Source organism: Massilia genomosp. 1, from assembly GCF_011682185.1.
In the GTDB taxonomy this organism is placed as follows: Bacteria; Pseudomonadota; Gammaproteobacteria; order Burkholderiales; family Burkholderiaceae_D; genus Telluria_A; species Telluria_A rubra.
Genome location: NZ_WHJF01000090.1, coordinates 1 through 23069, shown reverse-complemented (window position 1 = coordinate 23069; position 23069 = coordinate 1). Strand labels below are relative to the sequence as shown.

At 66.1% G+C, this 23069-nt stretch carries 21 protein-coding genes; 6 read left to right on the top strand and 15 right to left on the bottom strand.

Translation table 11 applies throughout. From position 1 onward, the window contains the following. The first annotated feature begins 20 nt into the window (after positions 1 to 20). Together F1735_RS25600 and F1735_RS25595 are read left to right on the top strand one after the other, a co-directional pair. Complete coding sequence (locus tag F1735_RS25600) at positions 21 to 857, top strand: fimbrial biogenesis chaperone (protein ID WP_167239560.1); 837 nt, start codon at positions 21 to 23, stop codon at positions 855 to 857. 30 nt (positions 858 to 887) lie between these two features. Beyond that, positions 888 to 3500 (top strand): hypothetical protein, encoded by a 2613-nt coding sequence (locus tag F1735_RS25595; RefSeq protein ID WP_167239559.1) that lies wholly within the window; start codon positions 888 to 890, stop codon positions 3498 to 3500. Between the two features lie 390 nt (positions 3501 to 3890). Here F1735_RS25595 and F1735_RS25590 read toward each other — a convergent pair whose 3' ends face one another. Continuing rightward, positions 3891 to 5726 (bottom strand): DUF885 domain-containing protein, encoded by a 1836-nt coding sequence (locus tag F1735_RS25590; RefSeq protein ID WP_167239558.1) that lies wholly within the window; start codon positions 5724 to 5726, stop codon positions 3891 to 3893. 304 nt (positions 5727 to 6030) lie between these two features. On the opposite strand from F1735_RS25590, the gene F1735_RS25585 reads away from it, so the two are divergent. The 4 genes from F1735_RS25585 (at position 6031) to fnr (ending at position 9194) form a co-directional block, all read left to right on the top strand. Next, positions 6031 to 6702: a hypothetical protein gene (locus F1735_RS25585; protein WP_167239557.1), complete on the top strand. Its 672-nt coding sequence runs from the start codon at positions 6031 to 6033 to the stop codon at positions 6700 to 6702. A gap of 80 nt (positions 6703 to 6782) precedes the next feature. Beyond that, positions 6783 to 6911 carry a hypothetical protein gene (locus tag F1735_RS37505; RefSeq protein ID WP_267876694.1) on the top strand — a complete coding sequence of 43 codons (129 nt, stop codon included), beginning with the start codon at positions 6783 to 6785 and terminating at the stop codon, positions 6909 to 6911. Positions 6912 to 6983: 72 nt separating this feature from the next. Further along, positions 6984 to 8231 carry a DEAD/DEAH box helicase gene (locus F1735_RS25580; protein ID WP_167239556.1) on the top strand — a complete coding sequence of 416 codons (1248 nt, stop codon included), beginning with the start codon at positions 6984 to 6986 and terminating at the stop codon, positions 8229 to 8231. Between the two features lie 195 nt (positions 8232 to 8426). Further along, positions 8427 to 9194 (top strand): fumarate/nitrate reduction transcriptional regulator Fnr, encoded by a 768-nt coding sequence (gene fnr, locus F1735_RS25575; RefSeq protein ID WP_167239555.1) that lies wholly within the window; start codon positions 8427 to 8429, stop codon positions 9192 to 9194. Positions 9195 to 9204: 10 nt separating this feature from the next. On the opposite strand, the gene F1735_RS25570 is transcribed toward fnr, so the two are convergent. From F1735_RS25570 to F1735_RS25505, 14 genes are all read right to left on the bottom strand, one after another. Beyond that, positions 9205 to 9732, bottom strand: a complete 528-nt coding sequence (locus F1735_RS25570) for a hypothetical protein (protein WP_167239554.1) — start codon at positions 9730 to 9732, stop codon at positions 9205 to 9207. Between the two features lie 129 nt (positions 9733 to 9861). After that, a complete protein-coding gene (locus F1735_RS36800; protein WP_167239553.1) occupies positions 9862 to 10824 on the bottom strand; it encodes a hypothetical protein in 963 nt (320 codons plus the stop codon). A gap of 73 nt (positions 10825 to 10897) precedes the next feature. Continuing rightward, a complete protein-coding gene (locus tag F1735_RS25560) occupies positions 10898 to 11119 on the bottom strand; it encodes a hypothetical protein (protein ID WP_187364360.1) in 222 nt (73 codons plus the stop codon). A gap of 26 nt (positions 11120 to 11145) precedes the next feature. Then, the gene (locus tag F1735_RS25555) at positions 11146 to 11679 is read right to left on the bottom strand and encodes a FixH family protein (RefSeq protein ID WP_167239551.1); all 534 of its coding nucleotides are present in this window, start codon (positions 11677 to 11679) and stop codon (positions 11146 to 11148) included. Between the two features lie 28 nt (positions 11680 to 11707). Beyond that, positions 11708 to 13111, bottom strand: coding sequence for a cytochrome c oxidase accessory protein CcoG (gene ccoG, locus F1735_RS25550; protein ID WP_167239550.1), 1404 nt, complete (start codon positions 13109 to 13111; stop codon positions 11708 to 11710). Further along, complete coding sequence (gene ccoP, locus F1735_RS25545) at positions 13108 to 14043, bottom strand: cytochrome-c oxidase, cbb3-type subunit III (protein ID WP_167239549.1); 936 nt, start codon at positions 14041 to 14043, stop codon at positions 13108 to 13110. Before ccoP ends, ccoG begins: the two co-directional genes overlap by 4 nt. Then, a complete protein-coding gene (locus F1735_RS25540; protein WP_167239548.1) occupies positions 14036 to 14218 on the bottom strand; it encodes a cbb3-type cytochrome oxidase subunit 3 in 183 nt (60 codons plus the stop codon). The genes ccoP and F1735_RS25540 overlap by 8 nt, the downstream gene beginning before the upstream one ends. Before the next feature lies 1 nt (position 14219). Further along, positions 14220 to 14834, bottom strand: coding sequence for a cytochrome-c oxidase, cbb3-type subunit II (gene ccoO / locus F1735_RS25535; protein WP_167239547.1), 615 nt, complete (start codon positions 14832 to 14834; stop codon positions 14220 to 14222). A 14-nt stretch (positions 14835 to 14848) separates the two neighbouring features. Continuing rightward, positions 14849 to 16276, bottom strand: a complete 1428-nt coding sequence (ccoN, locus tag F1735_RS25530; protein WP_167239546.1) for a cytochrome-c oxidase, cbb3-type subunit I — start codon at positions 16274 to 16276, stop codon at positions 14849 to 14851. 88 nt (positions 16277 to 16364) lie between these two features. Beyond that, positions 16365 to 16559, bottom strand: coding sequence for a cbb3-type cytochrome oxidase assembly protein CcoS (ccoS, locus tag F1735_RS25525; protein ID WP_167239545.1), 195 nt, complete (start codon positions 16557 to 16559; stop codon positions 16365 to 16367). Continuing rightward, on the bottom strand, positions 16559 to 19024 hold the full coding sequence (locus tag F1735_RS25520; RefSeq protein ID WP_167239544.1) for a heavy metal translocating P-type ATPase: 2466 nt from the start codon (positions 19022 to 19024) through the stop codon (positions 16559 to 16561). Before F1735_RS25520 ends, ccoS begins: the two co-directional genes overlap by 1 nt. Beyond that, entirely contained in the window at positions 19021 to 19785 is a 765-nt protein-coding gene (locus tag F1735_RS25515) for a sulfite exporter TauE/SafE family protein (RefSeq protein WP_167239543.1), read from the bottom strand. The genes F1735_RS25520 and F1735_RS25515 overlap by 4 nt, the downstream gene beginning before the upstream one ends. Before the next feature lie 10 nt (positions 19786 to 19795). Then, a complete protein-coding gene (hemN, locus tag F1735_RS25510) occupies positions 19796 to 21226 on the bottom strand; it encodes an oxygen-independent coproporphyrinogen III oxidase (RefSeq protein ID WP_167239542.1) in 1431 nt (476 codons plus the stop codon). A 35-nt stretch (positions 21227 to 21261) separates the two neighbouring features. Further along, positions 21262 to 22896, bottom strand: coding sequence for a methyl-accepting chemotaxis protein (locus tag F1735_RS25505; protein ID WP_167239541.1), 1635 nt, complete (start codon positions 22894 to 22896; stop codon positions 21262 to 21264). Positions 22897 to 23069 lie beyond the last annotated feature (173 nt).

The window sequence follows — 23069 nt, the reverse complement described above, 5'->3', positions numbered from 1 at the left end:
ATCGAACCGCGAGGCCCACCATGCATGCCACTTTTCCTTTCCCGCGCGCCGCGCGCCTGCTCGCCGCCACCCTGCTGGCCATGCTGCCCTTGCAAGCGATGGCCGGCCTGATGCTCAACCCGACCCGCGTCGTCTTCGCCAAGAACCAGCGCGCCGCCCAGGTTGAACTGATCAACAGCGACAGCACGCCCGCCACCTACCGCATCAGCCTCGTCAACCGGCGCATGAGCGAGAGCGGCGAATTCACCAGCGCCGACACGGCCGGCCCGGACGAGCGCTTCGCCGACGCCATGCTCAGTTTCTCGCCGCGCCAGGTGACCCTGCAGCCGGGCACCGCGCAAGTGGTGCGCGTCATGCTGCGCAAGCCGGAGGCGCTGGCCCCCGGCGAATACCGCTCGCACCTGCACTTCGAAAAACTGGCCGACCGCAGCAGCGCCACCAGCGTCGAACAGCAAGGCGCCGGCGCGCAGCAGATCGGCGTGGTGCTCAACTCCCTGATCGGCGCCTCGATTCCCGTCATCGTGCGGCACCAGACCGAAGGCGCCAGCGTGACCCTGGGCGCGCTGGCGTTGCAAAAGAGCGGCCAGGGCGCGCAACTCGTGTTCCAGATCGCGCGCAGCGGCGACAGCTCGGTGTACGGCGACATCAGCGCCGCCTTTACCCCGCAGGGCGGGGCCGAACAGGTGCTGGCCCAGGCTGCCGGGGTGGCGATCTACACCCCCAATCCGATGCGCAAAGCCAGCCTGGCCATGCCGGCCGGCGTGAACCTCGCGCGCGGCACCATGCACCTGCGCTTTCGCGAACGGGCCGAAGCCGGCGGCGCCCTGCTGGCCGAAGCCACCCTGGCCCTGCCCTGACCGGCGCGCGGCCGCAGTCGCGCCAACGACATGCGCGCCAACGACGTACGCGCCAGCATGCGTTCCCACCGCCCGCGCCGGCGCGCTTGCCGGCTCTGCCTGCTGCGTTTGCTGGCCCTGCTGATCCTGGCGCTGCCGGCGCCGGCGCGCGCCGCCGACGGTCCCGACCTGGTGCTCGAAGTGCGGCTCGGGGAGCACCTGGTCGCCGACGCCATCGGCGCCTACCAGCACGGCGACGACATTTACCTGCCGCTCGGCGAACTGGCGCGCCTGCTCACCATCGCCATCCGCACCGACCCGGCCGAGGGTGTCGCCAGCGGCTACATCCTCGACGAGCAGCGCGGCTTCCGGCTCGACCTGGCGCAGCGCCTGGTCGTCATCGGCGAGCGGCGCACCGGTTTTGAGGCGGCGCGCGTGCTGCGTCACCCTGACGACCTGTACGTCGCCAGCCGCCTGCTGGCGCAATGGCTGCCGCTCGACATCGACGTCGACATGGCCAGCCTGGTGCTGCGCGTGCGCGCGCGCGAAACGCTGCCGCTGCAGGCGCGCCTCGAACGCCAGTCGCGCGCCGGCCCGGCGCGGCGCGGCGACGGCACGCCCGCCCCCGCCTACCCCCGTCTCGACACGCCCTACGCGCTCGCCGGCGTGCCCTTCATCGACCAGACCGTGGCCGCCGAGCTGCGGCGCGGCGGCAGCACGGTCGGCTACACCGCCTACCTGACCGGCGACCTGGCGGGCATGGAAGCGGCGCTCTACGTCAGTGCCGCCAACAGCGCCGCCGGCGCCAGCGCGCGCATGACCCTGGCCCGCAACGACCCCGACGCCGGCCTGCTCGGCCCCCTGCACGCGCGCACCATCGCGCTTGGCAGCGTACAAGCCGCCGGCGTGGCCGACATCGCACACGCCGGTAGCGGGCGCGCCGGCGTGACCATCTCCAACCACGCGCTCGGCCAGAGCCCGCGCACCGACCGCCACACGCTGCAAGGCGACCTGCCGCCCGGCTGGGACGTGGAACTGTACTTCAACGACGCCCTGATCGGCTTCCAGCAAGCGCGCCCCGATGGCCGCTACCGCTTCGACGACCAGCCCCTGATCTACGGCAGCAATGAATTCCGCCTGGTGTTCCACGGGCCGCTGGGCCAACTGCGCGTCGAACGCCAGAGTTTCTTGATCGACCAGGCGGCGCTTGCGCCCGGCGCCATCGCCTACAGCGCCAGCGTCCAGGAAGGCCAGCGTGCGCTGGCCCAGGTCGAAGTCGGCGTGCTGGCGCAACTGACCGCCAGCGGCGGCGTGGTGCGCCTGGCGCTGGACGGCCATCAGCGGCGCTACGCCAACCTTGGCCTGCACGGTTACTGGCGCGCGCTGCTGGCCGACGCCGCGTTCGCGCGCGCCGACGGCGGTGGCACCCTGGCCCGGATCGGCCTCAAGACGCGGGTCGGCGGCATGGCGCTCGGCGCCAGCCACGCGCGCCTGGACGGCTTTAGCAGCGAACTGTTTTTGCCCGACGCCGACCCGCTGCGCAGCCGCGACGACGTGCGCCTCGACGGCCTGCTGCCGGGCGACGCACGCACCCCGCTGCCGCTGGCGCTGCAACTGCGGCGCGAACGGCTCGCCTCCGGCGCCACGCGGCATGAAGCCGGCGCGCGCCTGTCCGCGTACAGCCGGGGCATGGCCATGAGCGGCAACCTCCACTGGCGCGCCAGCGGCGGCGCGCGCCAGGCCGACGGCAGCGTACAAGCGAGCCGGCGCGTGGCCGGGGTCGGCATCAGCGGCCAGCTGCACTACGCCATCCTGCCCGACGCCGGCATCTCGTCGCTGGCGCTGGGGGCCGACAAATTCGTCGGCGACGGCTACCTCCTCAACGGCGCCGTCACGCGCACCTTCGCCGACCCGCAGTTGCGCTGGAGCGCCTCGCTCAACAAAGGCGTCGGCAGCGTCGGCATGGGCGTGAGCGCGTTTTACACCAGCCGCGGCGCCTACGGCGGCGGGGTCCAGCTGTTCATGGCGCTCGGCCGCGAACCGCGCAGCGGGCGCTGGCTGCACGACGCCGTGCCGATGGCCGGCGGCGGCGCGGCCTCGGTCCGCGTCTTCCTCGACAAGAACGGCAACGGCGTGATGGATGGCGACGACGAACCGGTCAAGGGCGCCGGATTTGCCGTCAACGGCAGCGCCCACATGGCGCGCAGCGGCGACGACGGCGTGGCCTACCTGAACCGGCTGCCGGCGCACCAGCACGCCGACATCGCGATCGACCCCGCCACCCTGGAAGACCCGCAATGGCAAGCGCGCGAAGCGGGGCGGCGGCTGGTTCCGCGACCGGGCAAGGTCAGCCGGCTGGACGTCGCGGTTGGGGTCACGGGGGAGATCGACGGCACCACCTGGCTCGATGGCGCGGGCGGCAAGCGCGGCATCGGCGACGTCGAGCTCGAACTGCTCGACCAGGGCGGCAAACTGCTGGGCAAGACGAGCAGCAGCGCGGACGGCTACTACGTGCTCGGTGGCGTCGCGCCGGGAAACTACGTCCTGCGCATCGCGCCGGCCCAACTGGCCAGGCTCGGGCTGCAAGACAGCGGCATGCACCTGATCACCATCGACCCCGCCGGGGGAATCGTCAACGGCAAAGACTTCCACGTCACCAAGTAACACCCCCAAACCGGGGTCTGACCTCTGATTCGAAACATTTTACATTCTTGCCAAAACCCCTTACAACCGGGGTCAGAGCTTTAACTCGCAACATTTCACATTCTTGCAAAACCGCGGGACCTCAGAGCCTGGTTTTACAGCATGCGGCCAATGAATGCACTGCCACCGACAATGGCACATCCATAGGCAATATTGTTGAACCGGGGTCTGCCCCGCTTAAGAAACAGTTGTCCCACATCAATCAAACCGAGGGCAAGATTTAACAAAATTTCTAGTTAAAGCTCTGACCCCGGTTGGTACGGGTTGGAAATAATTGTCTTTTGACATTCAAACCATGGGCTGGATTTAACAAAATTTCGGATCCGAGGTCAGATCCCGGTTGGGCGGGGCTCAGGCGGGCTTGGTTTGGTCGGCGATCCACTGGTCGATGATGTTCGCAAGGACGTCCATCGGCACCGAGCCGTTTTTCAGGATGACGTCGTGGAACGCCGGCAGGGTGAAGCGCTCACCGAGCGCCAGCCGCGCCTTTTCGCGCAGTTCGAGTATCCGTAACATGCCGAGCATGTAGGCGCAGGCTTGCCCCGGCCACACGACGTAACGCTCGACCTCGGCCGCGCCGATGCCGTAGTCGATCGCTTGCTGGCGCGTCCAGCCTTTGCTGTGCAAGCCGGTGTCGACCACCAGCCGGCGCGCGCGGAACAGTTCGGACCCGAGCGCACCGAGCAGCCCCGGCACGTCGCCTTCGTACCAGCCCTGCTCCACCGCCAGCCGCTCGGTGTACAGCGCCCACCCTTCGGAGTGCGCGCTGCCGCCGCCAAAAATGCGCTGCGTGCGGAACTTCGGCAGGCCGCCAAGCTCCTGCTGGATCGCGAGCTGGAAGTGGTGCCCCGGCACCGCTTCGTGATACGCCAGGCTGCGCATGCGGATCATGTCGAACGCCGGCCCGCGCAGCGGGACCCAGAAAATGCCAGGCAGGCTGCCGTCCGGCGCCGGCACGCTGTAGTGCGCCGAGGCGCTGCCTTCGGTCAGCGCCGGTTCGCGCCGCACTTCCACCGGCGCGCGCGGCATCAGCTTGAACAAGGCGGCGCTGCGCTTTTCCGCATCCTTGACCATGGCGACGTAGCTGGCAAGGATCGCCGCGCGCGGATCGGCTCCGGCAGCCGGCTGGAAGGTGTTGTCGAGCGCTTTCATGCGCACGTCGATGCTCCCTTCGGTAAATCCGAGCTGGCGCAGGTGGCGGTCCATCTCGCCTTCGATGCGCGCCACTTCGCGCAGCCCGATCGCGTGGATCTGCGCCGCTCCCAAGGTGGTGCCGGTGTAGCTGGCCAGTGCATGGCTGTAGGCGGCGGCGCCGTCGGGCAGGCGCGCGATGCCGGCTTCGTCGCCGGTGTTCGGGTGCAGTTCGGCCAGCAGCGCCCGGGTCCTGGCGTAGGCGGGCAAAATGCGCTTGCCGACAATCGCTGTGGCCTGGTCGATGGCGGCGGCGCGCGCTTGCGGCGTCAGGTCGGCCAGCGCGGCGCTGCGCTCGGCCAGCGACAGCACCAGCACATTCTTATCGGCCGCTGGCTTGAGGAAGGCGTCAACCTGCCCCTGCGCGCGTTCGAGGATGAAGCGCGGCGGCAGCATGCCGCGCGCCGCGGCCGCACGCGCCCGCGCACTGGCCTGGTCCATGCGCTCGCCGATCTGCGCCAGGCGCGCCAGGTAGCTTTCGACATCGGCCGCGCGCCGCATCGGGTGCGCGCTGGTCATGAAGTTGACCAGCGCGATGTGCGTGCCGCCGAACTGCGAAAACACGAACGCATGCTCGTCGAAACGCTCGCCGGCCAGATGATTGGCCAGCGACCAGCGCATGGTCTCGGCCGAGACGCGGTCGGTCGCATCGAGCGCGCCGGCCAGAAAGCGGTCCAGGCGCGCCACCCCGGCCTTGGCCAGCGCCGTGTAACGGGCGCGCTGCGCCTGCGTGATCGGGGCCAGCTGGCGGTCCAGCGCCTGCTGTTCGGCGCCGGCGAAATACTGGTCGACCGTGGCGCGTTGGGGCGACAGGCGCACCCAGTCGGCGGCAAAGCGGTCGGCCCATGTGTCGAAGGCGCTTTCACGGTTCTCCATGCCGGCCGGCGCGCTCGCGCCGGCTGCCGCAAGCACCGGCAAGGCGGCGCCGCCGAGCGACAGTGCCACCAGCGCGGCGGTCAGGCAGGGCGCGATGGCGCGGCGGAACGGTGTATGCATGCGAAAGTCTCCTGGTGGGTGTCATCGGCGTTTTGCCGCGACAGAATTTATCATGGATTCCGACAAGAAACCACCACAGCGGAAACCACCACCGCCCCGGCGTTTCGCCCGTCAATCCAGGCCGAACGCCGTGGCCGCGCGCGCCGCCGTGCGCCGCGGCGACAAACAACGACAATTGCTTACCTTAAGGGACTGGATCGCCAGCCCCGACTGGAGTAGCATGGCGAGCCACGATGCCAGCGCGTCTCGCCGCCTCAACCGGTACAATGCCGCCATCGCCCAGTCATTCGTCAAAGGTCATTGCATGTATATCAAGAATACCGTCATGGCGCTCGCCGCCCTGTTGCTCGCCGCCAGCGCGCAAGCCGAAGTCGCCGTTACCGCCGAAGTCGGCACCACGGGCGTCGGCGCCCATCTGATTTTCCCAATGGAAAAAACCCTGAACGCCCGTTTCGGCGCCAGCTACTTCCAGCACAAGTACAACGATACCGCCAGCACCCTGAGCTACACGATGAAGGCCAAGCTGCAAAATATCGATGTGCTGTTCGACTGGCACCTGATCGATAACAGCCCGTTCCGCCTGACCGGCGGCGTGGTATATAACGGCAACAAGATCAGCATGGTGGCGCGCCAGGATTCGAACGGCTTCTTCAACATCAACGGCAAGCAATACGCCGCCAGCCAGGTCGGCATCCTCAACGGCGGGATCGAGTACAACAAGGGCGCGCCTTATGTTGGCGTGGGCTGGGGCAATGCCTTAAGCACCGACAAGAAGTGGCAGCTCAGCGCCGACCTGGGCGCGCTGTGGCAAGGTCACCCGAAGGGCCGCTTGACGAACTCGCAATGCACCGCCGCGGCTGCCGCCTGCGCCACCCTGGCGCGCGATGTCGCCACCGAGCGCGTGAAGATGGAAGCCGACGTCGAGGCCTACAAGGTCTATCCGGTCTTGCGCGCCGGTATCAGCTACCGTTTCTGAGCGGCAGGCAACAGGCAAGGAACAGCGCGCCGCGCGGGCGTGGTTTTGGGTAGGATATCCTTTTTACAAGGGAGTGCGCCATGAAACCACGCTTTCACTCGCTCGCGGCGCTGGCCGCCTGCTGCATGCTCGTTCTGGCCACGGCCGCCTGCGGCGACAAGCAGGAACCGACCAAGCCCAAAGTGGCGACGGCGTCGTTGACCCGGTAGGCTTTTGCGCCCCGGCAAGCGCCGGACAGAGTAAACTACGCCCTTGTTCTTTCGCTGCAAGGTCGCTTCCCCATGTCTTTTGATTCCCTCGGTCTGATCGATCCCCTCGTGCGCACGCTGGACGCGCTCGGTTACCGCACGCCCACGCCAGTGCAGGCGCAAGCCATTCCCGCCGTGCTGGCCGGGCGCGACATGATGGCCGCCGCCCAGACCGGCACCGGCAAGACCGCCGGCTTCGCCCTGCCCCTGTTGCAGCGCCTGACCTTGCAGGGCCAGGTCGGCGCCAATGCGGTGCGCGTGCTGGTGCTGGTGCCGACGCGCGAACTGGCCGAGCAGGTGCATGAGAGTTTCCGCGCCTATGGGGCCGGCTTGCCGCTGCGCACCCACGTGGCCTACGGCGGCGTGAGCATCAATCCGCAGATGATGAAGCTGCGCAAGGGACTCGACGTGCTGGTGGCCACTCCCGGCCGCCTGCTCGACCTGTACCGCCAGAACGCGCTCAAGTTCGACCAGCTCGAAACCCTGGTGCTCGATGAAGCCGACCGCATGCTCGACCTGGGGTTTTCGCGCGAACTCGACGCCGTGTTCGCCGCCCTGCCGAAAAAACGCCAGACCCTGCTGTTTTCAGCCACGTTTTCGGACGAGATCCGCGCCCTGGCCGGCAAGCTGCTGAGCGACCCCTTGAGCATCGAGGTCAGCCCGCGCAACAGCACCGTCAAGCGCATCCGCCAGTGGGTCGTGCCGGTCGACAAAAAACGCAAGCCGGAACTGTTCTTGTACCTGCTTAAAAAGCACCGTTGGGGCCAGGTGCTGGTGTTCGTCAAGACGCGCAAGGGCGTGGACCAGCTGGTCGAGACCTTGCAGGCGCAGGGCGTCGCGGCCGATTCGATTCACGGCGACAAGCCGCAACCGGCGCGCCTGCGCGCGCTCGAGCGTTTCAAGGCCGGCGAAGCGAAGATCCTGGTGGCGACCGACGTGGCCGCGCGCGGGCTCGATATCGACGACTTGCCGCAGGTGGTCAATTTCGACCTGCCGATCGTGGCCGAAGACTACATCCATCGCACCGGCCGCACCGGCCGCGCGGGGGCCTCGGGCGAAGCGGTCTCGCTGGTCTGCGCGGATGAGGTGCAATTGCTCGCCGCCATCGAAATTCTGACGAAGCAAACCCTGGAACGCATCGAGGAGCCTGGTTTCTCGCCGGAACACAGGGTACCCCTCACCAACACCGCCGGCGAGGTGCTGAAAAAACCCAAGAAACCCAAGAAAGCCAAGATCAGCGGCGACGTGTCGACGGTCGACGTGCGTTTCCGCCCGCGCTGAGGCCGGCGCCGCACCATGCGCAGGGGTATGGATTGCCTTGTTAAGACATGCACAACGCAAATGCGCAAAATGCATGCCCGGCAGGGAAAACACGCATCTGTATCGGGCAAACAGCCCCATCTGTTCCGGTATTCGCCTGTGCGCCGGAGTCGCTGTGGGGTATCATACGGCTCAAGCCACAAACCGTCAGACCCTATGCCTCAGCCTCTCCCATTCGTTCCGGCAGCCATGCTGAACGTCGCCGCACTCAAGGCAAGCTGCGCAGGATGCAGCATGCATCAGCTGTGCCTACCAATGGGACTCGACAGCGAAGATATCACCCGGCTCGACAACATTATCGGCAAGCGCCGCCGCCTGTTGCGCGACGAACGCCTGTACCAGATGGACGAGCCGTTCCGCAACCTGTACGCGATCCGCTTCGGCCACTTCAAGACCTACCAGGTCAACGCCAACGGCGAGCAGCAGATTACCGGTTTCCAGATGGCCGGCGAACTGCTGGGGATGGACGCCATCAGCGGCGACCGCCACCATTGCGACGCGGTCGCGCTGGAAGACAGCGAAGTGTGCGAAATCCCGTTCGCGCGCCTGGAAGAATTGTTCGGCCAAGTGCCGACCCTGCTGCGCCATTTCCACCGCATCATGAGCCAGGAAATCACGCGCGAGCAAAATGTCATGCTATTGCTGGGAAATATGCGGGCGGAGCAGCGCTTTGCCGTATTCCTGGTCAACCTGTCGGCGCGTTACGCGGCGCGCGGTTACTCGGCCACCAGCTTCCAGCTGCGCATGTCGCGCGAAGATATCGGCAATTACCTGGGGCTGACCATCGAAAGCATCAGCCGCCTGCTGTCGCGCTTTAAAAAGCAGGGCTGGATCAGCGTCGACAAGCGCGAACTGAGCTTGCTCGACCCGGCCATGCTCAAGGCGCTGGCCGCCGGCACCGAGCAGTGCAGCCCGATGGCGTGAGCCGGCCGCGTTACGGGCCGGCGCCACCCTGCGCCGGTGCGCCTGATCCCTCCCGCAGCCAGGCGGCAAGCTCGGCTTCGAGGGTGGCGCTGCCGCTCACGGCCAGCAGCGCGCACTTTGGATGGCCCGTGAAACGCAGCATGACAACCGGCGCGCCCGAAATGGCCATAAACGCCCGCTCCCCGTGTGCCACCTTGAACCAGCCCGAATAGTAGCCGAAGGCGGCAATGCCGTTTCTTTTGGTCGACATCGCCAGGCTGCTCATATCGCCACTGCGCGTGATGACCGCCCCCTGGATGCAGGCGCGCTCGACCCTGAAGGTGTAGAAGGCATGCTTGATGACCAGTGCATCGGCTGTCAGCTCGACCGAGTGACGGATGAACATGCTTGTGCATACAAGCAGCCCCAGCAATGCCGATGCAATCAGCATGCCGCTGACAAAGCCGGTTTCCGTCGCCGTCGGGGTTGTTGTATGCGGGGTCAGGAAATAGAAGCCCGTGGTGAGCAGGAGCGGCACCGCGAACAGCATGCCGATCAAGAAAACTTGCTTGTTGGAAGTTGGAATATCGATGTTTATCATCCGGGTGTTCCATTCTGCCGTGGTTCGAGTTGTTGATTGGACACTAGCGCGACAGTATAGTTCAATGCCAGTGCGCTCAACGGCCTGTCAGGGGGCGTCGGGCACGAGCGGTGTCCACTCCTTGCCATCGAAGACCACGGCGCCATATCTGCCGGCGAACAGCATCACGCCATCTCCCACCGCCAGAACACGCGAACGGTGGCGCGCCTCCGGCGGGACGTCCGCGTCCGCCAGCTTGCCATTCCCGATGGTCCAGAGCCCGTCGTCGGAGTTACACCAGACCTTGTCCGCAAACCACACCATATCGTTGAAGGGCCGTGCCAGCGTCGTTTTTTGAATGAGCTTCCACAAATTCTCGCGCCCGCGCAAAATGCCCCCGCCTTGCAAACCGATGTAGACATAGCCGTCGCCGGCGCAGCAGATCGCCTGGATATGCTGATCGACCCGTACGCGGCACTGGTGCCAGCGCACGCCGTCGAAGCGCCAGACGTCGCCCTTGCCTCCCGCACAGTAGATGTCCCGGGCGCTGAAGCCATCGATGACGTCGAAGCCCTCATCATTCGAGCCGTGAGCGTCTCGCTCCGGTTCCGGCAGCGTGTCCCGGCCTGCCAGGCTTTCCCAGACACCGCACGCGGTCCTGCGGCACACCGCGCGCCAGGGACCCGCTGCGTAGACCAGTCCGTCGATGGTGGCGAGCGCGTTTACGGAGGTAACGAGCGCAGCGGTAGCGCTACCCATCGGGATTGCCGCTTCCATGCCGCGTTGACCGCTGCCGAGGACGGCGACGCCGCCACGCGCGCCGACCATGACCGCCTGCTCCAGCGGCTGGCGCGCAACGGCCAGAAAAGGCCAAGCGAATCCCGTGTATTCCTTGTAATCGATTTCTCCGGTATCGGTGAAGACATTCACCATCCGCTTGTTCGGTTCTTCCACGGCAAAGTCGTCCACTGCTTCGATACAAGCAAACGAAAAGGCATGCTTGCTGCGCACCGCACAGTCGTGCAGATAGAAATCGCCGAAGGCGGCGTCCCAGTTTTTCTCGCTGATCATCCTTGCCGTCCCGGTTGCGTCCAGGCGAGCATGATAGCCGAGCCACGGGCGAGCTGTCAGGACGGTGCCGTTGCTAGAACGGCGGATGCGGATCGTCCGGCACCACCACCAGATAATAGGTCAGCATGCTGGCCAGCGCGCAAAAAATCCAGAAGAAGAAAAAGCCGATCGTGTACACCGCCATCGGCGTCAAGGCCAATTGCCCCATGTGCAGTTCTTCGCGCGGATCGAACATCGCAAAGAAACAGCCTTCGGCCAGCATCGCCGCCAGGAAGGCGGGCCACAGTACTTTCATCGCAAGACGCATCGACACTCCCCCGTTTAGTTTGTTGCTTGCTGGACGTCGGCCTTGATCGCCAGCGCCTGCTCGCGCGGCCAGTGCCAGGCTGCGGCCAGGCGCCAGTCGCGCTTGCCGCCTTCGACCACCACCTGCCAGCGCGCGCGCTCGAGCATCGGCAGCGCCACCGAAAACCGCCCGCCGGCGTCCGGGATCACATCGATCTTGCGGTCCTTTTCGGGCTGGGTGGCGTGCGCCAGATGAATGCTGAACGGCGCGTTCAAGGGCTGCCCGCCGCTGCTCAACATCCCCGCCAGCTTTTCGCTGGCCGGGTCATAATGCGCGTCGAAAGCGAGGCGCATGGCGCTGGCCACGCGGTCGCGCCGCAAGTCCTGGTTGATCGCCTTGCCCTGCTTGTAATAGTCGTCGACGACCATGGCGTCCTGGCCGCGATAGGCAATGACGCCAAGGTTCACGCCGGCCACCACCACGATGGCGGGACCGAGCATCAGCAGCCACGGCCAGCGGTGCTTGTACCACGGGCCGGCGGGGGGAGTCAGGGGTGTGGCGGTTCGCATGCGAGTCTCCTTGTTTGCTTGTTCTGGCTTATTTGGGCACGATGAACACGGCTTTTTCACGCACCGTGAGCGAGGGATCGTCCACTGCGGTGATCTCGAACTCGATATGGTTCGAGCCCTTCGCCGCCGCACTGCGCTCCACCTGCACCCGCACCGGCACCGCGCGCGTGCTGGCGCCATCGAGCACCGCCACGTCGGTCGTGGCCAGGCGCACCGAATCGATGCCCGAAACCTTGATGCGGAAGCGATGCCCGGTTTCGGCCGTATTCATGATCTGCAGGCGGTACACGTTTTCGATCAGGCCGTCGCCCACTTCGCGCCCCATCGAACCGCGGTCGCGAATCACGTCGAGCTTGAGCGGGGTGCGCAGCGCCAGCGCCGTGCCGAAGCCGGCCACGATCAGCACCAGCAGCCCGGTATAAATCAGGACGCGGGTGCGCAGGATGCGCTGGCCGATGCGCTTGGCCGACCACTTGTTGTCCATCGCGTTGTCGGTCGAGTAGCGGATCAGCCCGCGCGGCAGGTCGATCTTGTCCATCACGCCGTTGCAGGCGTCCACGCAGGCGGCGCAGCCGATGCATTCGTACTGCAAGCCCTTGCGGATGTCGATCCCGGTCGGGCACACCTGCACGCACATATTGCAGTCGATGCAGTCGCCCCTTTTCTTTGCTTCTTCCGCCGTGGCCTTGGGATTGATGGGACCGCGCGGTTCGCCCCGTTCCTGGTCGTAGGTGACGATCAGGGTGTCCTTGTCGAACATGGCGCTCTGGAAGCGCGCATACGGGCACATATATTTGCACACCTGCTCGCGCAGCCAGCCGGCGTTGCCGTACGTGGCAAACGCATAAAAACCGATCCAGAACCATTCCCACGGTCCCAGCGCGAAGGCGCCGATGTTCGCCAGGAGCGAACGCACCGGCGCAAAATAGGCCACGAAACTAAAGCCCGTAAACAGCGCCACCGCGCCCCACGCCAGGTGCTTGGCGGTCTTCCTGGCCAGCTTGTCGGCGGTCCAGGGCTGGCGGTCGAGGCGGATGCGGGCGCTGCGCGCGCCTTCGATCTTGCGCTCGATCCACATGAAAATCTCGGTGTAGACCGTCTGCGGACAGGCGAAGCCGCACCACACCCGTCCCGCGATCGCGGTCACGAGGAACAGCAGGTAGGCGGCGATGATCAACAGCGCCGCCAGGTAGATGAAGTCCTGCGGCCACAACACCATGCCGAAGATGTAGAACTTGCGCGCACCGAGGTCGAACAGGACGGCCTGGCGGCCGTTCCAGTTCATCCACGGCAGGCCGTAAAAGACCAGCTGCGTGATCCACACGCAGGCCCAGCGCAAGCTTGCGTATCGTCCTTTTGCTTCGCGCGGATAGATTTCCTCGCGCGCCGCATACATCCGGATCACCGCCGGCTTGGTGGGGGCCTGGTTCATTTTGCTGCTACCTCCGCCGCTTGCGGCTTGGCCGGATCGTTCGACAGGCTCCACACATACGCCGCCAGCACATGTACCTTCGACTCGCCCAGGAACTCGTGGAAGGCCGGCATGGTGTTGGTGCGGCCCTTGCGGATCGTTTCCATGATCGTCTCGGCGCTGCCGCCGTACAGCCAGACCTTGTCGGTCAGGTTGGGCGCGCCCAGTGCCTGGTTGCCGACCCCGCCGGCGCTATGGCAGGCGATGCAGGCGGCGAACTTGGACTTGCCGAAGGAAACCTTGATCGGATCGGCCGTCAAGCCCGACAGGCTCTTGACGTAATGCGCCACGTTTTCGATATCGGACTCGGAGCCGACCGCCGCGCCCATCGGCGGCATCATGCCGTTACGGCCCTTCATGATGGTTTCCTTGATCACCGAAGGCTCGCCGCCGTGCAGCCAGTCCTTGTCGGTCAGGTCGGGGTAGCCCTTGTTGCCGCGCGCATCGGAACCGTGGCACTGCGCGCAATAGGTCAGGAACATGCGCTCGCCGATGGCGTGCGCCTGCGGATCGGCCGCCACGGCCTTGAGGTCCTCGCTGGCGTACTTGGCGAACAGCGGGCCGTAGTCGGCATCGGCCTTGGCCAGCTCCTGCTGGTATTCGCCGGTCGACTTCCAGCCCAGTTTGCCGGCGTAGCTGCCCAGCCCCGGATACAGCACCAGGTACACCAGGGCGAACACGATGGTGATGTAGAACAGCCACATCCACCAGCGCGGCAGCGGGGTATTGAGTTCGGTCAGGTTCTCGTCCCACACGTGGCCCGTGGTGCCGTCGCTGCCCGGTTCGACCGTGTGGGTCGATTGCGACCACAGCAGCACGCCGCAGCCGACGATCGCCAGGATCGTGATGATGACGATGTAGAGGTCCCAGAAACCGCTGGTGAAATCAGCCATGACCGCTCTCCCCTGCGTTGTCCTCGTTGTCGTCCGCAAACGGCAGCGCCGCCTGCGTTTCGAAGTCCTTGTTGCCCTTGAGGACAAATGTCCACAGCAAGATGCCGCAGAAAGTGGCGAAGCTGATGACGGTCATTACGCTGCTCGCACTGTCAAAAATATGTTCGATTGCCATGTCAGTTCCTGGTTTTGATCTGGATGCCGAGGCCCTGCAAATAGGCGATCAGGGCATCCTGTTCAGTCTTGTCGGCCAGCGCGGCCGGTGCCTGGGCGATGTCTTCTTCCGTGTACGGCGTCGACAGGCGCTGCAGGGCGCGCATTTTCGGGACCACCTCGGCCGGGTTGAGCTTCGTTTTCGCCAGCCACGGGTAGCCGGGCATGTTCGATTCCGGCACCACGTCGCGCGGGTTGTCCAGGTGGGTGCGGTGCCATTCATCGCTGTAGCGGCCTCCGACCCTCGCCAGGTCGGGACCGGTGCGCTTGGAACCCCACTGGAACGGACGGTCGTAGACGAATTCGCCGGCCACCGAATAGTGGCCATAGCGCTCGGTCTCGGCGCGGAACGGACGGATCATCTGCGAGTGGCAGTTGTAGCAGCCCTCCCGCACGTAGATGTCGCGTCCGACCAGGCGCAGGGCCGAGTAAGGCTTCAGGCCGGCCACCGGCTCGGTGGTCGACTTCTGGAAGAACAGGGGTACGATTTCCACCAGGCCGCCGAAAGACACGACCAGCAAAACCAGTCCGATCAGCAGCCACGGGTTCTTCTCGATTGACTCATGTGAAAATTTCATTACAAGCTCCGGAATCAGGCGTGTGCGGGTAAAAGGGTCGGAATGCGCGCATCTTCGCTGGCGGTGCCGCGCATGGTCTGGAAGGTGTTAAAGGCCATCAGCAGCATGCCGCTCAGGTACAGCAGGCCGCCGCCGACGCGGATCACGTAGTACGGGTAGGTTGCCTTGACGCCTTCAACAAACGTGTAGGTCAAGGTGCCGTCGCTGTTGACAGCGCGCCACATCAGGCCCTGCATCACGCCGGCGATCCACATCGAAGCGATATACAGCACGATGCCGATGGTCGCGACCCAGAAGTGGGTGTCGATCAGGCGCACGCTCCACATTTCCTTCTTGCCCGCCAGGCGCGGGATCAGGTAGTAGATCGAGCCCATGGTGATGAATCCGACCCAGCCCAGGGCGCCGGCGTGTACGTGGGCGACGGTCCAGTCGGTGTAGTGCGACAGCGCGTTGATGGTCTTGATCGACATCATCGGGCCTTCAAACGTCGCGATACCGTAGAACGAGAGCGACACGATCAGGAACTTGAGGATCGGGTCGGAGCGCAGCTTGTGCCATGCGCCCGACAGGGTCATGATCCCGTTGATCATCCCGCCCCACGATGGCGCCAGCAGGATCAGCGAGAAGACCATGCCGATCGACTGGGTCCAGTCGGGCAGCGCGGTGTAGTGCAGGTGGTGCGGTCCCGCCCACATGTAGGTGAAGATCAGGGCCCAGAAGTGGACGATCGACAGGCGATACGAGTACACAGGGCGCTCGGCCTGTTTCGGGATGAAGTAATACACCATGCCGAGGTAGCCGGCGGTGAGGATGAAGCCGACCGCATTGTGGCCGTACCACCATTGGATCATCGCATCCTGCACCCCGGCGTAGGCCGAGTAGGACTTCCAGAACGAGGCCGGCATGACCGCGCCGTTGACGATGTGGAGGATCGCCACGGCCAGGATGTAGGCGCCGAAGAACCAGTTGGCGACGTAGATGTGCTTGACCTTGCGCTTGACGATGGTGCCGAAGAAGACGATCGCGTAGATCACCCAGACCACCGTGATCAAGAGCGCGATGGGCCATTCCAGCTCGGCGTACTCTTTACCGCGCGTGAAACCCATCGGCAAGGTGATGGTGGCCAGCACCAGGATCGCCTGCCAGCCCCAAAAGGTCACCATGGCCAGCGCGTCCGAGAACAGGCGTACCTGGCAGGTGCGCTGCACCACCCAGTACGAGGTTGCAAACAGGCCGTTGATGCCGAATGCAAAAATGACCGCATTGGTATGCAGCGGACGCAGGCGCCCGTAGCTTAACCATGCGATGTCGAAATTGAGGGCCGGCCAGGCCAGCTGCGCGGCGATGAAAACGCCGACCAGCATACCGATAACGCCCCAAAAGACGGTGGCGATCGTAAAATATCTGACGATCTTGTTGTTGTAACTTAAAGCTCTGTCCACAAAGGCTCTCCTGAGAATGCAACGATGACAGCAGAAGAGTAAATTTCCCAGACTCAAAAATCCTTGATGTGAATCAAAAACGCCGGAATCACTCCTTGTCCTTGCGCAATGAGTTCTGTGCCGTGTCCGGCGCGGCGGGCAACTCTTCATCGTCGAGCAGGATGCGCATGCCGGGACCATCGAGGTCGTCGAACTGGCCGCTGTCGGCCGCGCCGAAAAACACCCACGCCGCCAGGATGACGATGAACACGCTCAGGGGGACCAGCAGGTAGAGCGATTCCATCAGGCGGTCCTGGCGCGGCGCAGGCGCAATGCGTTAATCACAACCACGGCGGAACTGAGCGACATGCCCGCCGCCGACAGCCACGGATTGATCAGCCCGAAGGCGGCTGCGGGAATCGCCACGCAGTTGTAGACGCTTGCCCAGGCCAGGTTCTGGCGGATGATGCGCAGCGCGCGCGCCGCCCCCAGGGCCGCGTCGTCGAGCGCCGACAAGCGGTTTGAGAGCAGCACGCAGTCGGCCGAGAGCTGCGCCAGCGCGGCCCCGCCACCCATGGCGAACGAGACGTCGGCCGCGCGCAGCACGGCGGCGTCGTTGATGCCGTCGCCGACCATCGCCACCACCGCGCCCTGCGCTTGCAGCTGCTGCACATAGGCGAGCTTTTGCTCCGGTAGCTGCTGGCCGATGGCGGTGTCGATGCCGAGCGCCGCGCCGGTGCGGCTGACCACACTCTGGTCGTCGCCGCTCAACAGAATGACGGTCTGGCCACGCGCCTTGAAGCGCCGCACCACCTCGGGCGCGTCGGCGCGCAGGGCGTCGGCCAGCTCGAAACGCGCCAGCAGCACGCCGTCGACGCCCAGATAGACGTTGCTGACATCCGGCCAGCGCGGCGCCGGCGCGGCGCCGGCGTAGCCATCGCGCCCGAGCCGATAGCGCATCCCGTCGATCGTGCCTTCCACGCCCTGCCCGGCTTCGCTATGCAGTTCCGTCGCGTGCGGCGCGCCGCTTGGTGCGGCCGTGCGGATCGCCAGCGCCAGCGGATGGGCGCTGCCCGCCTCCAGCGCCGCCGCCAGTTGCAGGCAGCGCGCCGCGTCCAGCGTGGCCAGCGGCTCCACGTGGCGCAGCAGCGGGCGCCCTTCGGTCAGGGTGCCGGTCTTGTCGAACACGATATGGGTGGCGCGTTGCAGCGTTTCGAGCACGTGCGGCTGCACCACCAGCACGCCGCGCCGCACCAGCGCATCGGTGGCGGCGGCCAACGCGGTCGGGGTGGCCAGCGACAGCGCGCACGGGCACGACACCACCAGCACCGCGATCGCCACCTGCCAGGCGCGGCTTGGCTCGACCATCTGCCAGCCGATGAACACCGCCACCGTCAGCAGCAGCAAGCCCACCACGAACCAGGCGGCCACCTGGTCGGCCCACTGGGCGATGCGCGGCTTGCCCTGGCCGGCCTTTTCGACCAGCTTGACCAGGCGCGCCAGCGTGCTGTCGCTGGCCACGCGGGTCACGCGCAGCACGATGGCCTGGGTGGTGTTGATGGCGCCGCCCGGCAGCTCGTCCCCCGGCACGCGCGCCTGGGCGCGGCTTTCGCCGGTCAACAGCGCCAGGTCGATGTCGGAGTGTCCTTCGAGGATGACGCCGTCGGCCGCGACCGCGCTGCCCGGCTCGACCAGGATCACGTCGCCCTCGGCCAGGCTGGCGGCGGCGACCATGGTGGCCTGGCGCGAAGCGGGCCAGCCGGCCAGGCGCTGGGCCGCCGCCGGCAAGGCGCGCTGCAGGTCTTCGAGCGCGCGCGCGGCTTTGCGGCGCGCCGTCATTTCGAGGTAACGGCTGGCCAGCAGCAGGAAGATGAACATCGTCACCGAGTCGTAGTACACCTCGCCCGTGCCGCGCAGGGTCGCCAGCACGCTCGCGCCAAAGGCGGCACCGATGCCGATCGCCACCGGCAGGTCCATGCCCGGCATGCGCGCGCGCAAGCTGGCCCACGCCCCTCTGAAGAACGGCTGGGCCGAGTACAGCACCGCCGGAATGGTCAGCAGCAGCGAAGCCCATTGCATCAGGGCGGCCATCGGCGCGTCCATGGTGCCGTCGTCGGCAATGTAGGCCGGCAGCGCGTACATCATCACCTGCATCATCGACAAGCCGGCCACGAACAACTGGCGGAACTGCTTCTTGCGGTTTTTTTCTTGTTTGACGCCGTGCAGCGCGGCTTCGTAAGGGTACGCGGTGTAGCCGATCCCGCGCAGGGCCTGGACGATGTCGCTCGGCTTGCAGGCGGCGGCGTCCCACGTCATGTGCAGGCGCTCGGTGGCCACATTGACCTGGGCCTCGCGCACGCCGGGCAGGCGCGCCAGGCGCCGTTCGATCAGCCACACGCAGGCGGCGCAGCGGATGCCGTCGAGCGAGTACACGCCGTGCGAATACACGCCGTGCGCATACACGCCGTGCGCATACACGCCGTGCGCATACACCCCTTCACGCTGTTCGCCTTGTGTCGCCACGACGGCGCTGTCGTACAGCGCCAGCTCGGGCGGCACCAGGTCCACGCCTTCGGCCCGCTCGGCGAACACGCTGCGGGTGCGGTAGTAGTCGGCCAGGCCGGCGTCGACGATGGCATGCGCGACCGCTTCGCAGCCGGGGCAGCACATCGGGCGCGCCTGGCCATCGATGCGCACCGACCAGCTGGCCCCAACAGCGACCGGCAGCCCGCAGTGGTAGCAGGCGGTGGCGAACGGCTGCGCGCTCAATGGCTACCCGCCGTGATGCACAGCGCGTCGAGCCAGCCGGCCTGGCCGCCGCCGGCCGCGCGCACCAGGCCCAGCACGCCGAAGGCCAGCACCACCAGGCCGGCGCCGATGCGCACGGCGCGCTGTTGCAGGGCCGCGCGCAGACGCGCACCCGCCATGCCCATCGCCAACAGCATCGGCAAAGTGCCCAGGCCAAAGGCCAGCATCACCAGCGCGCCGTCGGCAACCGAACCGGTGAACATGGCGGTCATCAGCACGCTGTAGACCATCCCGCACGGCAGCCAGCCCCACAGCGCGCCCAGCGCCAGCATCTTGAGCGGGCTGTCGAGCGGCATGATGAAGCGCATCAGGGGCCGCGCGCGCTGCCACAGAATTTGTCCCAGCGTTTCCAGTTTGGCCAGGCCGCGCCAGGCATCCATCAGGTACAGGCCGAGGATGACCAGCATCAGGTTGGCCAGCCAGTAGCCGCCGGCCTGCAAGGCGGTCAGGCCCGCGAGGGTGCGTGCGCCCCCGGCCAGGCCTCCGGCCAGCGCGCCGGCCGTCATGTAGCTGGCGATGCGGCCGGTGTTATACGCCAGCACGCGCGCGCCGCCGTCGAAGGCGGCGCGCTGGGTCATGACGGCCACCGGAAACGGACGCGCGCCGGCAGGCGCCGGGGGAACCGCCGAAAAGGCGCTGACGATCCCGCCGCACATGCCGACGCAGTGGACGCTGCCGAGCAGGCCCACCACGAACACCGGAATCAGATTGACTGCGTTCACCGCTGTTCCGTCAGATGGTCCGCGAATAGGAGCCCGACCCGCGCGGCGCCGGCGCGGCCTGGCTCAGATAGCGGTCGAACACCATGCACACGTTGCGGATCAGCAGGCGCCCTTTCGGCGTCACGCTCAGCCACTCGGGGCCGATGGTCACCAGGCCGTCGGCTTCGAGCACCTTGAGGCGTTCCAGTTCGGCCGCAAAGTAGCTCGAAAACGCGATCGGGTACGCCTGCTCGATGGACGGCATCGACAGCTCGAAGTGGCACATCAGCATCTGGATGATGGTGCGGCGCAGGGCGTCGTCCATCGACAGGCGGATCCCGCGCGCCACCGGCAGTTCGTTCTTGTCGATCAGGTCGTAATAGGCGTCGAGCGTCTTGACGTTCTGGCTGTAGGTGGCGGCCACCGCGCTGATGGCCGATACGCCGCACGAGACCAGGTCCATGTCGGCGTGGGTCGAATAGCCCTGGAAGTTGCGGTGCAGCCGGCCTTGGCGCTGGGCCACGGCCAGGTCGTCTTCCGGCTTGGCGAAATGGTCCATGCCGATGTACACATAACCGGCCTGCTCCAGCTTGCGGATCGCCAGGCCGAGCATGTCGAGCCGTTCGTCGGCGCTTGGCATGTCCGCGTCAATGATGCGGCGCTGCGGCTTGAACAGGTGCGGCATGTGCGCATAGTTATAGATGGCGATGCGGTCCGGATCGGCCTTGATCACCTTGTCGATGGTTTGCGCCATCGTAAATACGTTCTGCTTGGGCAGGCCGTAAATGAGGTCGATGCTCACCGAGCGGAAGCCCGCTTCGCGCGCGGCGTCGATGATGGCCTGGGTTTCGGCCTCGGGCTGGATGCGGTTGACCGCCGCCTGCACCGCCGGGTCGTAATCCTGCACGCCCAGGCTGACACGGTTGAAACCCTGGCGGCGCAGGCTCAGGACACGCTCGCGCGAGACCGTGCGCGGGTCGATTTCGATCGAATATTCGCCGCTGCCGTCGGGCGCGAACTGGAACCAGCGGCGCAGGTGGTCCATCAGCTCTTCCATCTGCGCGTCGGTGAAGTAGGTCGGCGTGCCGCCGCCCAGGTGCAACTGCTCGACCTGGTTCATGCCGGCGAACAGCCTGCCCTGCATCTCGATCTCGCGTTTCAGGTAGCCCAGGTAGGTAACCGCCTTGTCGTGGTTCTTGGTGACGATCTTGTTGCAGGCGCAGTAGTAGCACACCGATTCGCAGAACGGGATGTGCAGGTACAGCGAGAGCGGCTTGACCGTGCCGCGTGTGCGCAGCCCCGCCACCGCATGCAGGTAGTCGCGGTAGCCGAAAGCTTCGCTGAAGCGGTCGGCGGTCGGGTACGAGGTGTAACGCGGACCGTTCTGGCTCAACTTGCGGATCAGGTCCGGATCGAAATCGATCGGACGCGGATTGGCAATGGGGATAACGGTATGCAGCATGGTTGACTCCTAGGCGATGGGACCGAGTGTAGGGATCAGGGCTCGCGAAATCCTTGACCTGCATCAAAAACAGCCGAGTCGGCATGTGCTGGCCGCTTCGCCGGCGCCCGCCGCACCCGGCTCTCGCCGCCGAACTTGAACACCGAGATCGCCTGCGCCAGATGCACGGCCTGCCCGGCTACGCTGGCCGCCGCCGTGGCCGATTCCTCGACCAGGGCCGCGTTCTGCTGGGTGATCTGGTCCAGGTGCGCCACCGCTTCGTTGACCTGGGCGATGCCGCTCTTTTGCTCGATGCTGGCGCGCTTGATGTCGCTCATGATGGCGGTGGCGCGCTGCACCGATTCGACCACGCCGGCCATGGTGCCGCCGGCTTCCTCGACCAGGCGGTCGCCGTTCCTGACCTTGGTGACCGAATCCTCGATCAGGTGCTTGATGTCGCTGGCGGCGGCGGCCGAGCGCTGGGCCAGCGCGCGCACTTCGCCCGCCACCACGGCAAAGCCGCGTCCCTGCTCGCCGGCGCGCGCCGCTTCCACGGCGGCGTTCAGCGCCAGGATATTGGTCTGGAAGGCGATCCCGTTAATCAGGCTGATGATATCGACAATCTTGGCGGCCGAATCACTGATCTGCCCCATCGTCGCCCCCACCTGGGCCACCGCCTGGCCGCCCTTGCCGGCGATGCTGGACGCCGACAGCACCAGCTGGTCGGCCTGCAAGGCGCGCTCGGCGTTCTCGCCCACGGTCACCGCGAACTGCTCCATGCTGGCGGCGGTTTCTTCGAGACTGGACGCCTGCGACTCGGTGCGCGCGGCCAGGTCGGCATTGCCGACCGCGATTTCGCGCGTGGCAGTCTCGATCGAGGCCACGTTGCTGCGCACGTCGCCGATGATGGCGCGCAGGTTGACCGCCACCTGGCGCAGGCCGCGCAGCAGCTGGCCCATGTCATCGGTGCGCTCGGCGGCGCACAGGAACGACAAGTCGCCGCCGGCCAGCGCCTGTACCGCCTCGGCGGCCTGCCGCATCGGCGCCACGATGGCGCGGTGCAGGGCGACCCAGCCGGCCAGCGCCAGCAGCGCGCCGCACGCGCCCAGGCTACCCAACATGACGCTGCCGGACGCCGCGCCAAGCACCGCCAGCAGTGCGGCCAGGCTGCCCATCAGGATGCCGATCCGTACGCCGATCGGCAAATGCAGGGCGGCGCGCAGGCGCGTGGCCAGGCCGGTGCGCACCGCGCCGCCGTCCACGATCGCCAGTCCGGCGGCGCGGCCCTCCTTGAAGCGCTGGTACAACTCGCCGGCGGCCTTGATCTGTTCACGCGTGGGGCGCGTGCGCACCGACATGTAGCCGACCGCCTGGCCGTTTTCCTTGACCGGCGTGACGTTCGCCACCACCCAGTAAAAGTCGCCGTTCTTGCGCCGGTTCTTGACCAGGCCTGTCCAGGGGCGGCCGGCCTTCATGCTGCACCACAGGTCGGCGAAGGCTTCGGCCGGCATGTCCGGATGGCGCACCAGATTGTGCGGCTTGCCCAACAATTCATCTTCGGGAAAGCCGCTGACCTCGATGAAGGCGGCGTTGACGTAGGTGATCTTGCCCTTGGTGTCCGTTTTGGAGACGATGGACTGGCCTTCGCGCAGCTCGTATTCGATACCCGTTACTGGCAGATTGTTGCGCACGCAGATACTCCTTTTGCCCTAGAGCATTAATTCAATAGGACGAGTCTAGCCTGGATGTTGCATAAACCGGAATTGCGGACTGGCCTTTCCCTTGACGTCTGTCTGGCTGAGCTTGAGTAGTGCGCCGGGCAAAGTTCGCCCTACCCACGCGCAGTAGGGTTCGGCAAGCTGGC

Coding starts and splice junctions, on each gene's coding strand:
- F1735_RS25600 (WP_167239560.1), top strand. CDS start 21: ATGCATGCCACTTTTCCTTTCCCGCGCGCCGCGCGCCTGCTCGCCGCC.
- F1735_RS25595 (WP_167239559.1), top strand. CDS start 888: ATGCGCGCCAACGACGTACGCGCCAGCATGCGTTCCCACCGCCCGCGC.
- F1735_RS25590 (WP_167239558.1), bottom strand. CDS start 5,726: ATGCATACACCGTTCCGCCGCGCCATCGCGCCCTGCCTGACCGCCGCG.
- F1735_RS25585 (WP_167239557.1), top strand. CDS start 6,031: ATGTATATCAAGAATACCGTCATGGCGCTCGCCGCCCTGTTGCTCGCC.
- F1735_RS37505 (WP_267876694.1), top strand. CDS start 6,783: ATGAAACCACGCTTTCACTCGCTCGCGGCGCTGGCCGCCTGCTGCATG.
- F1735_RS25580 (WP_167239556.1), top strand. CDS start 6,984: ATGTCTTTTGATTCCCTCGGTCTGATCGATCCCCTCGTGCGCACGCTG.
- fnr (WP_167239555.1), top strand. CDS start 8,427: ATGCCTCAGCCTCTCCCATTCGTTCCGGCAGCCATGCTGAACGTCGCC.
- F1735_RS36800 (WP_167239553.1), bottom strand. CDS start 10,824: ATGATCAGCGAGAAAAACTGGGACGCCGCCTTCGGCGATTTCTATCTG.
- F1735_RS25560 (WP_187364360.1), bottom strand. CDS start 11,119: ATGAAAGTACTGTGGCCCGCCTTCCTGGCGGCGATGCTGGCCGAAGGC.
- F1735_RS25555 (WP_167239551.1), bottom strand. CDS start 11,679: ATGCGAACCGCCACACCCCTGACTCCCCCCGCCGGCCCGTGGTACAAG.
- ccoG (WP_167239550.1), bottom strand. CDS start 13,111: ATGAACCAGGCCCCCACCAAGCCGGCGGTGATCCGGATGTATGCGGCG.
- ccoP (WP_167239549.1), bottom strand. CDS start 14,043: ATGGCTGATTTCACCAGCGGTTTCTGGGACCTCTACATCGTCATCATC.
- F1735_RS25540 (WP_167239548.1), bottom strand. CDS start 14,218: ATGGCAATCGAACATATTTTTGACAGTGCGAGCAGCGTAATGACCGTC.
- ccoO (WP_167239547.1), bottom strand. CDS start 14,834: ATGAAATTTTCACATGAGTCAATCGAGAAGAACCCGTGGCTGCTGATC.
- ccoS (WP_167239545.1), bottom strand. CDS start 16,559: ATGGAATCGCTCTACCTGCTGGTCCCCCTGAGCGTGTTCATCGTCATC.
- hemN (WP_167239542.1), bottom strand. CDS start 21,226: ATGCTGCATACCGTTATCCCCATTGCCAATCCGCGTCCGATCGATTTC.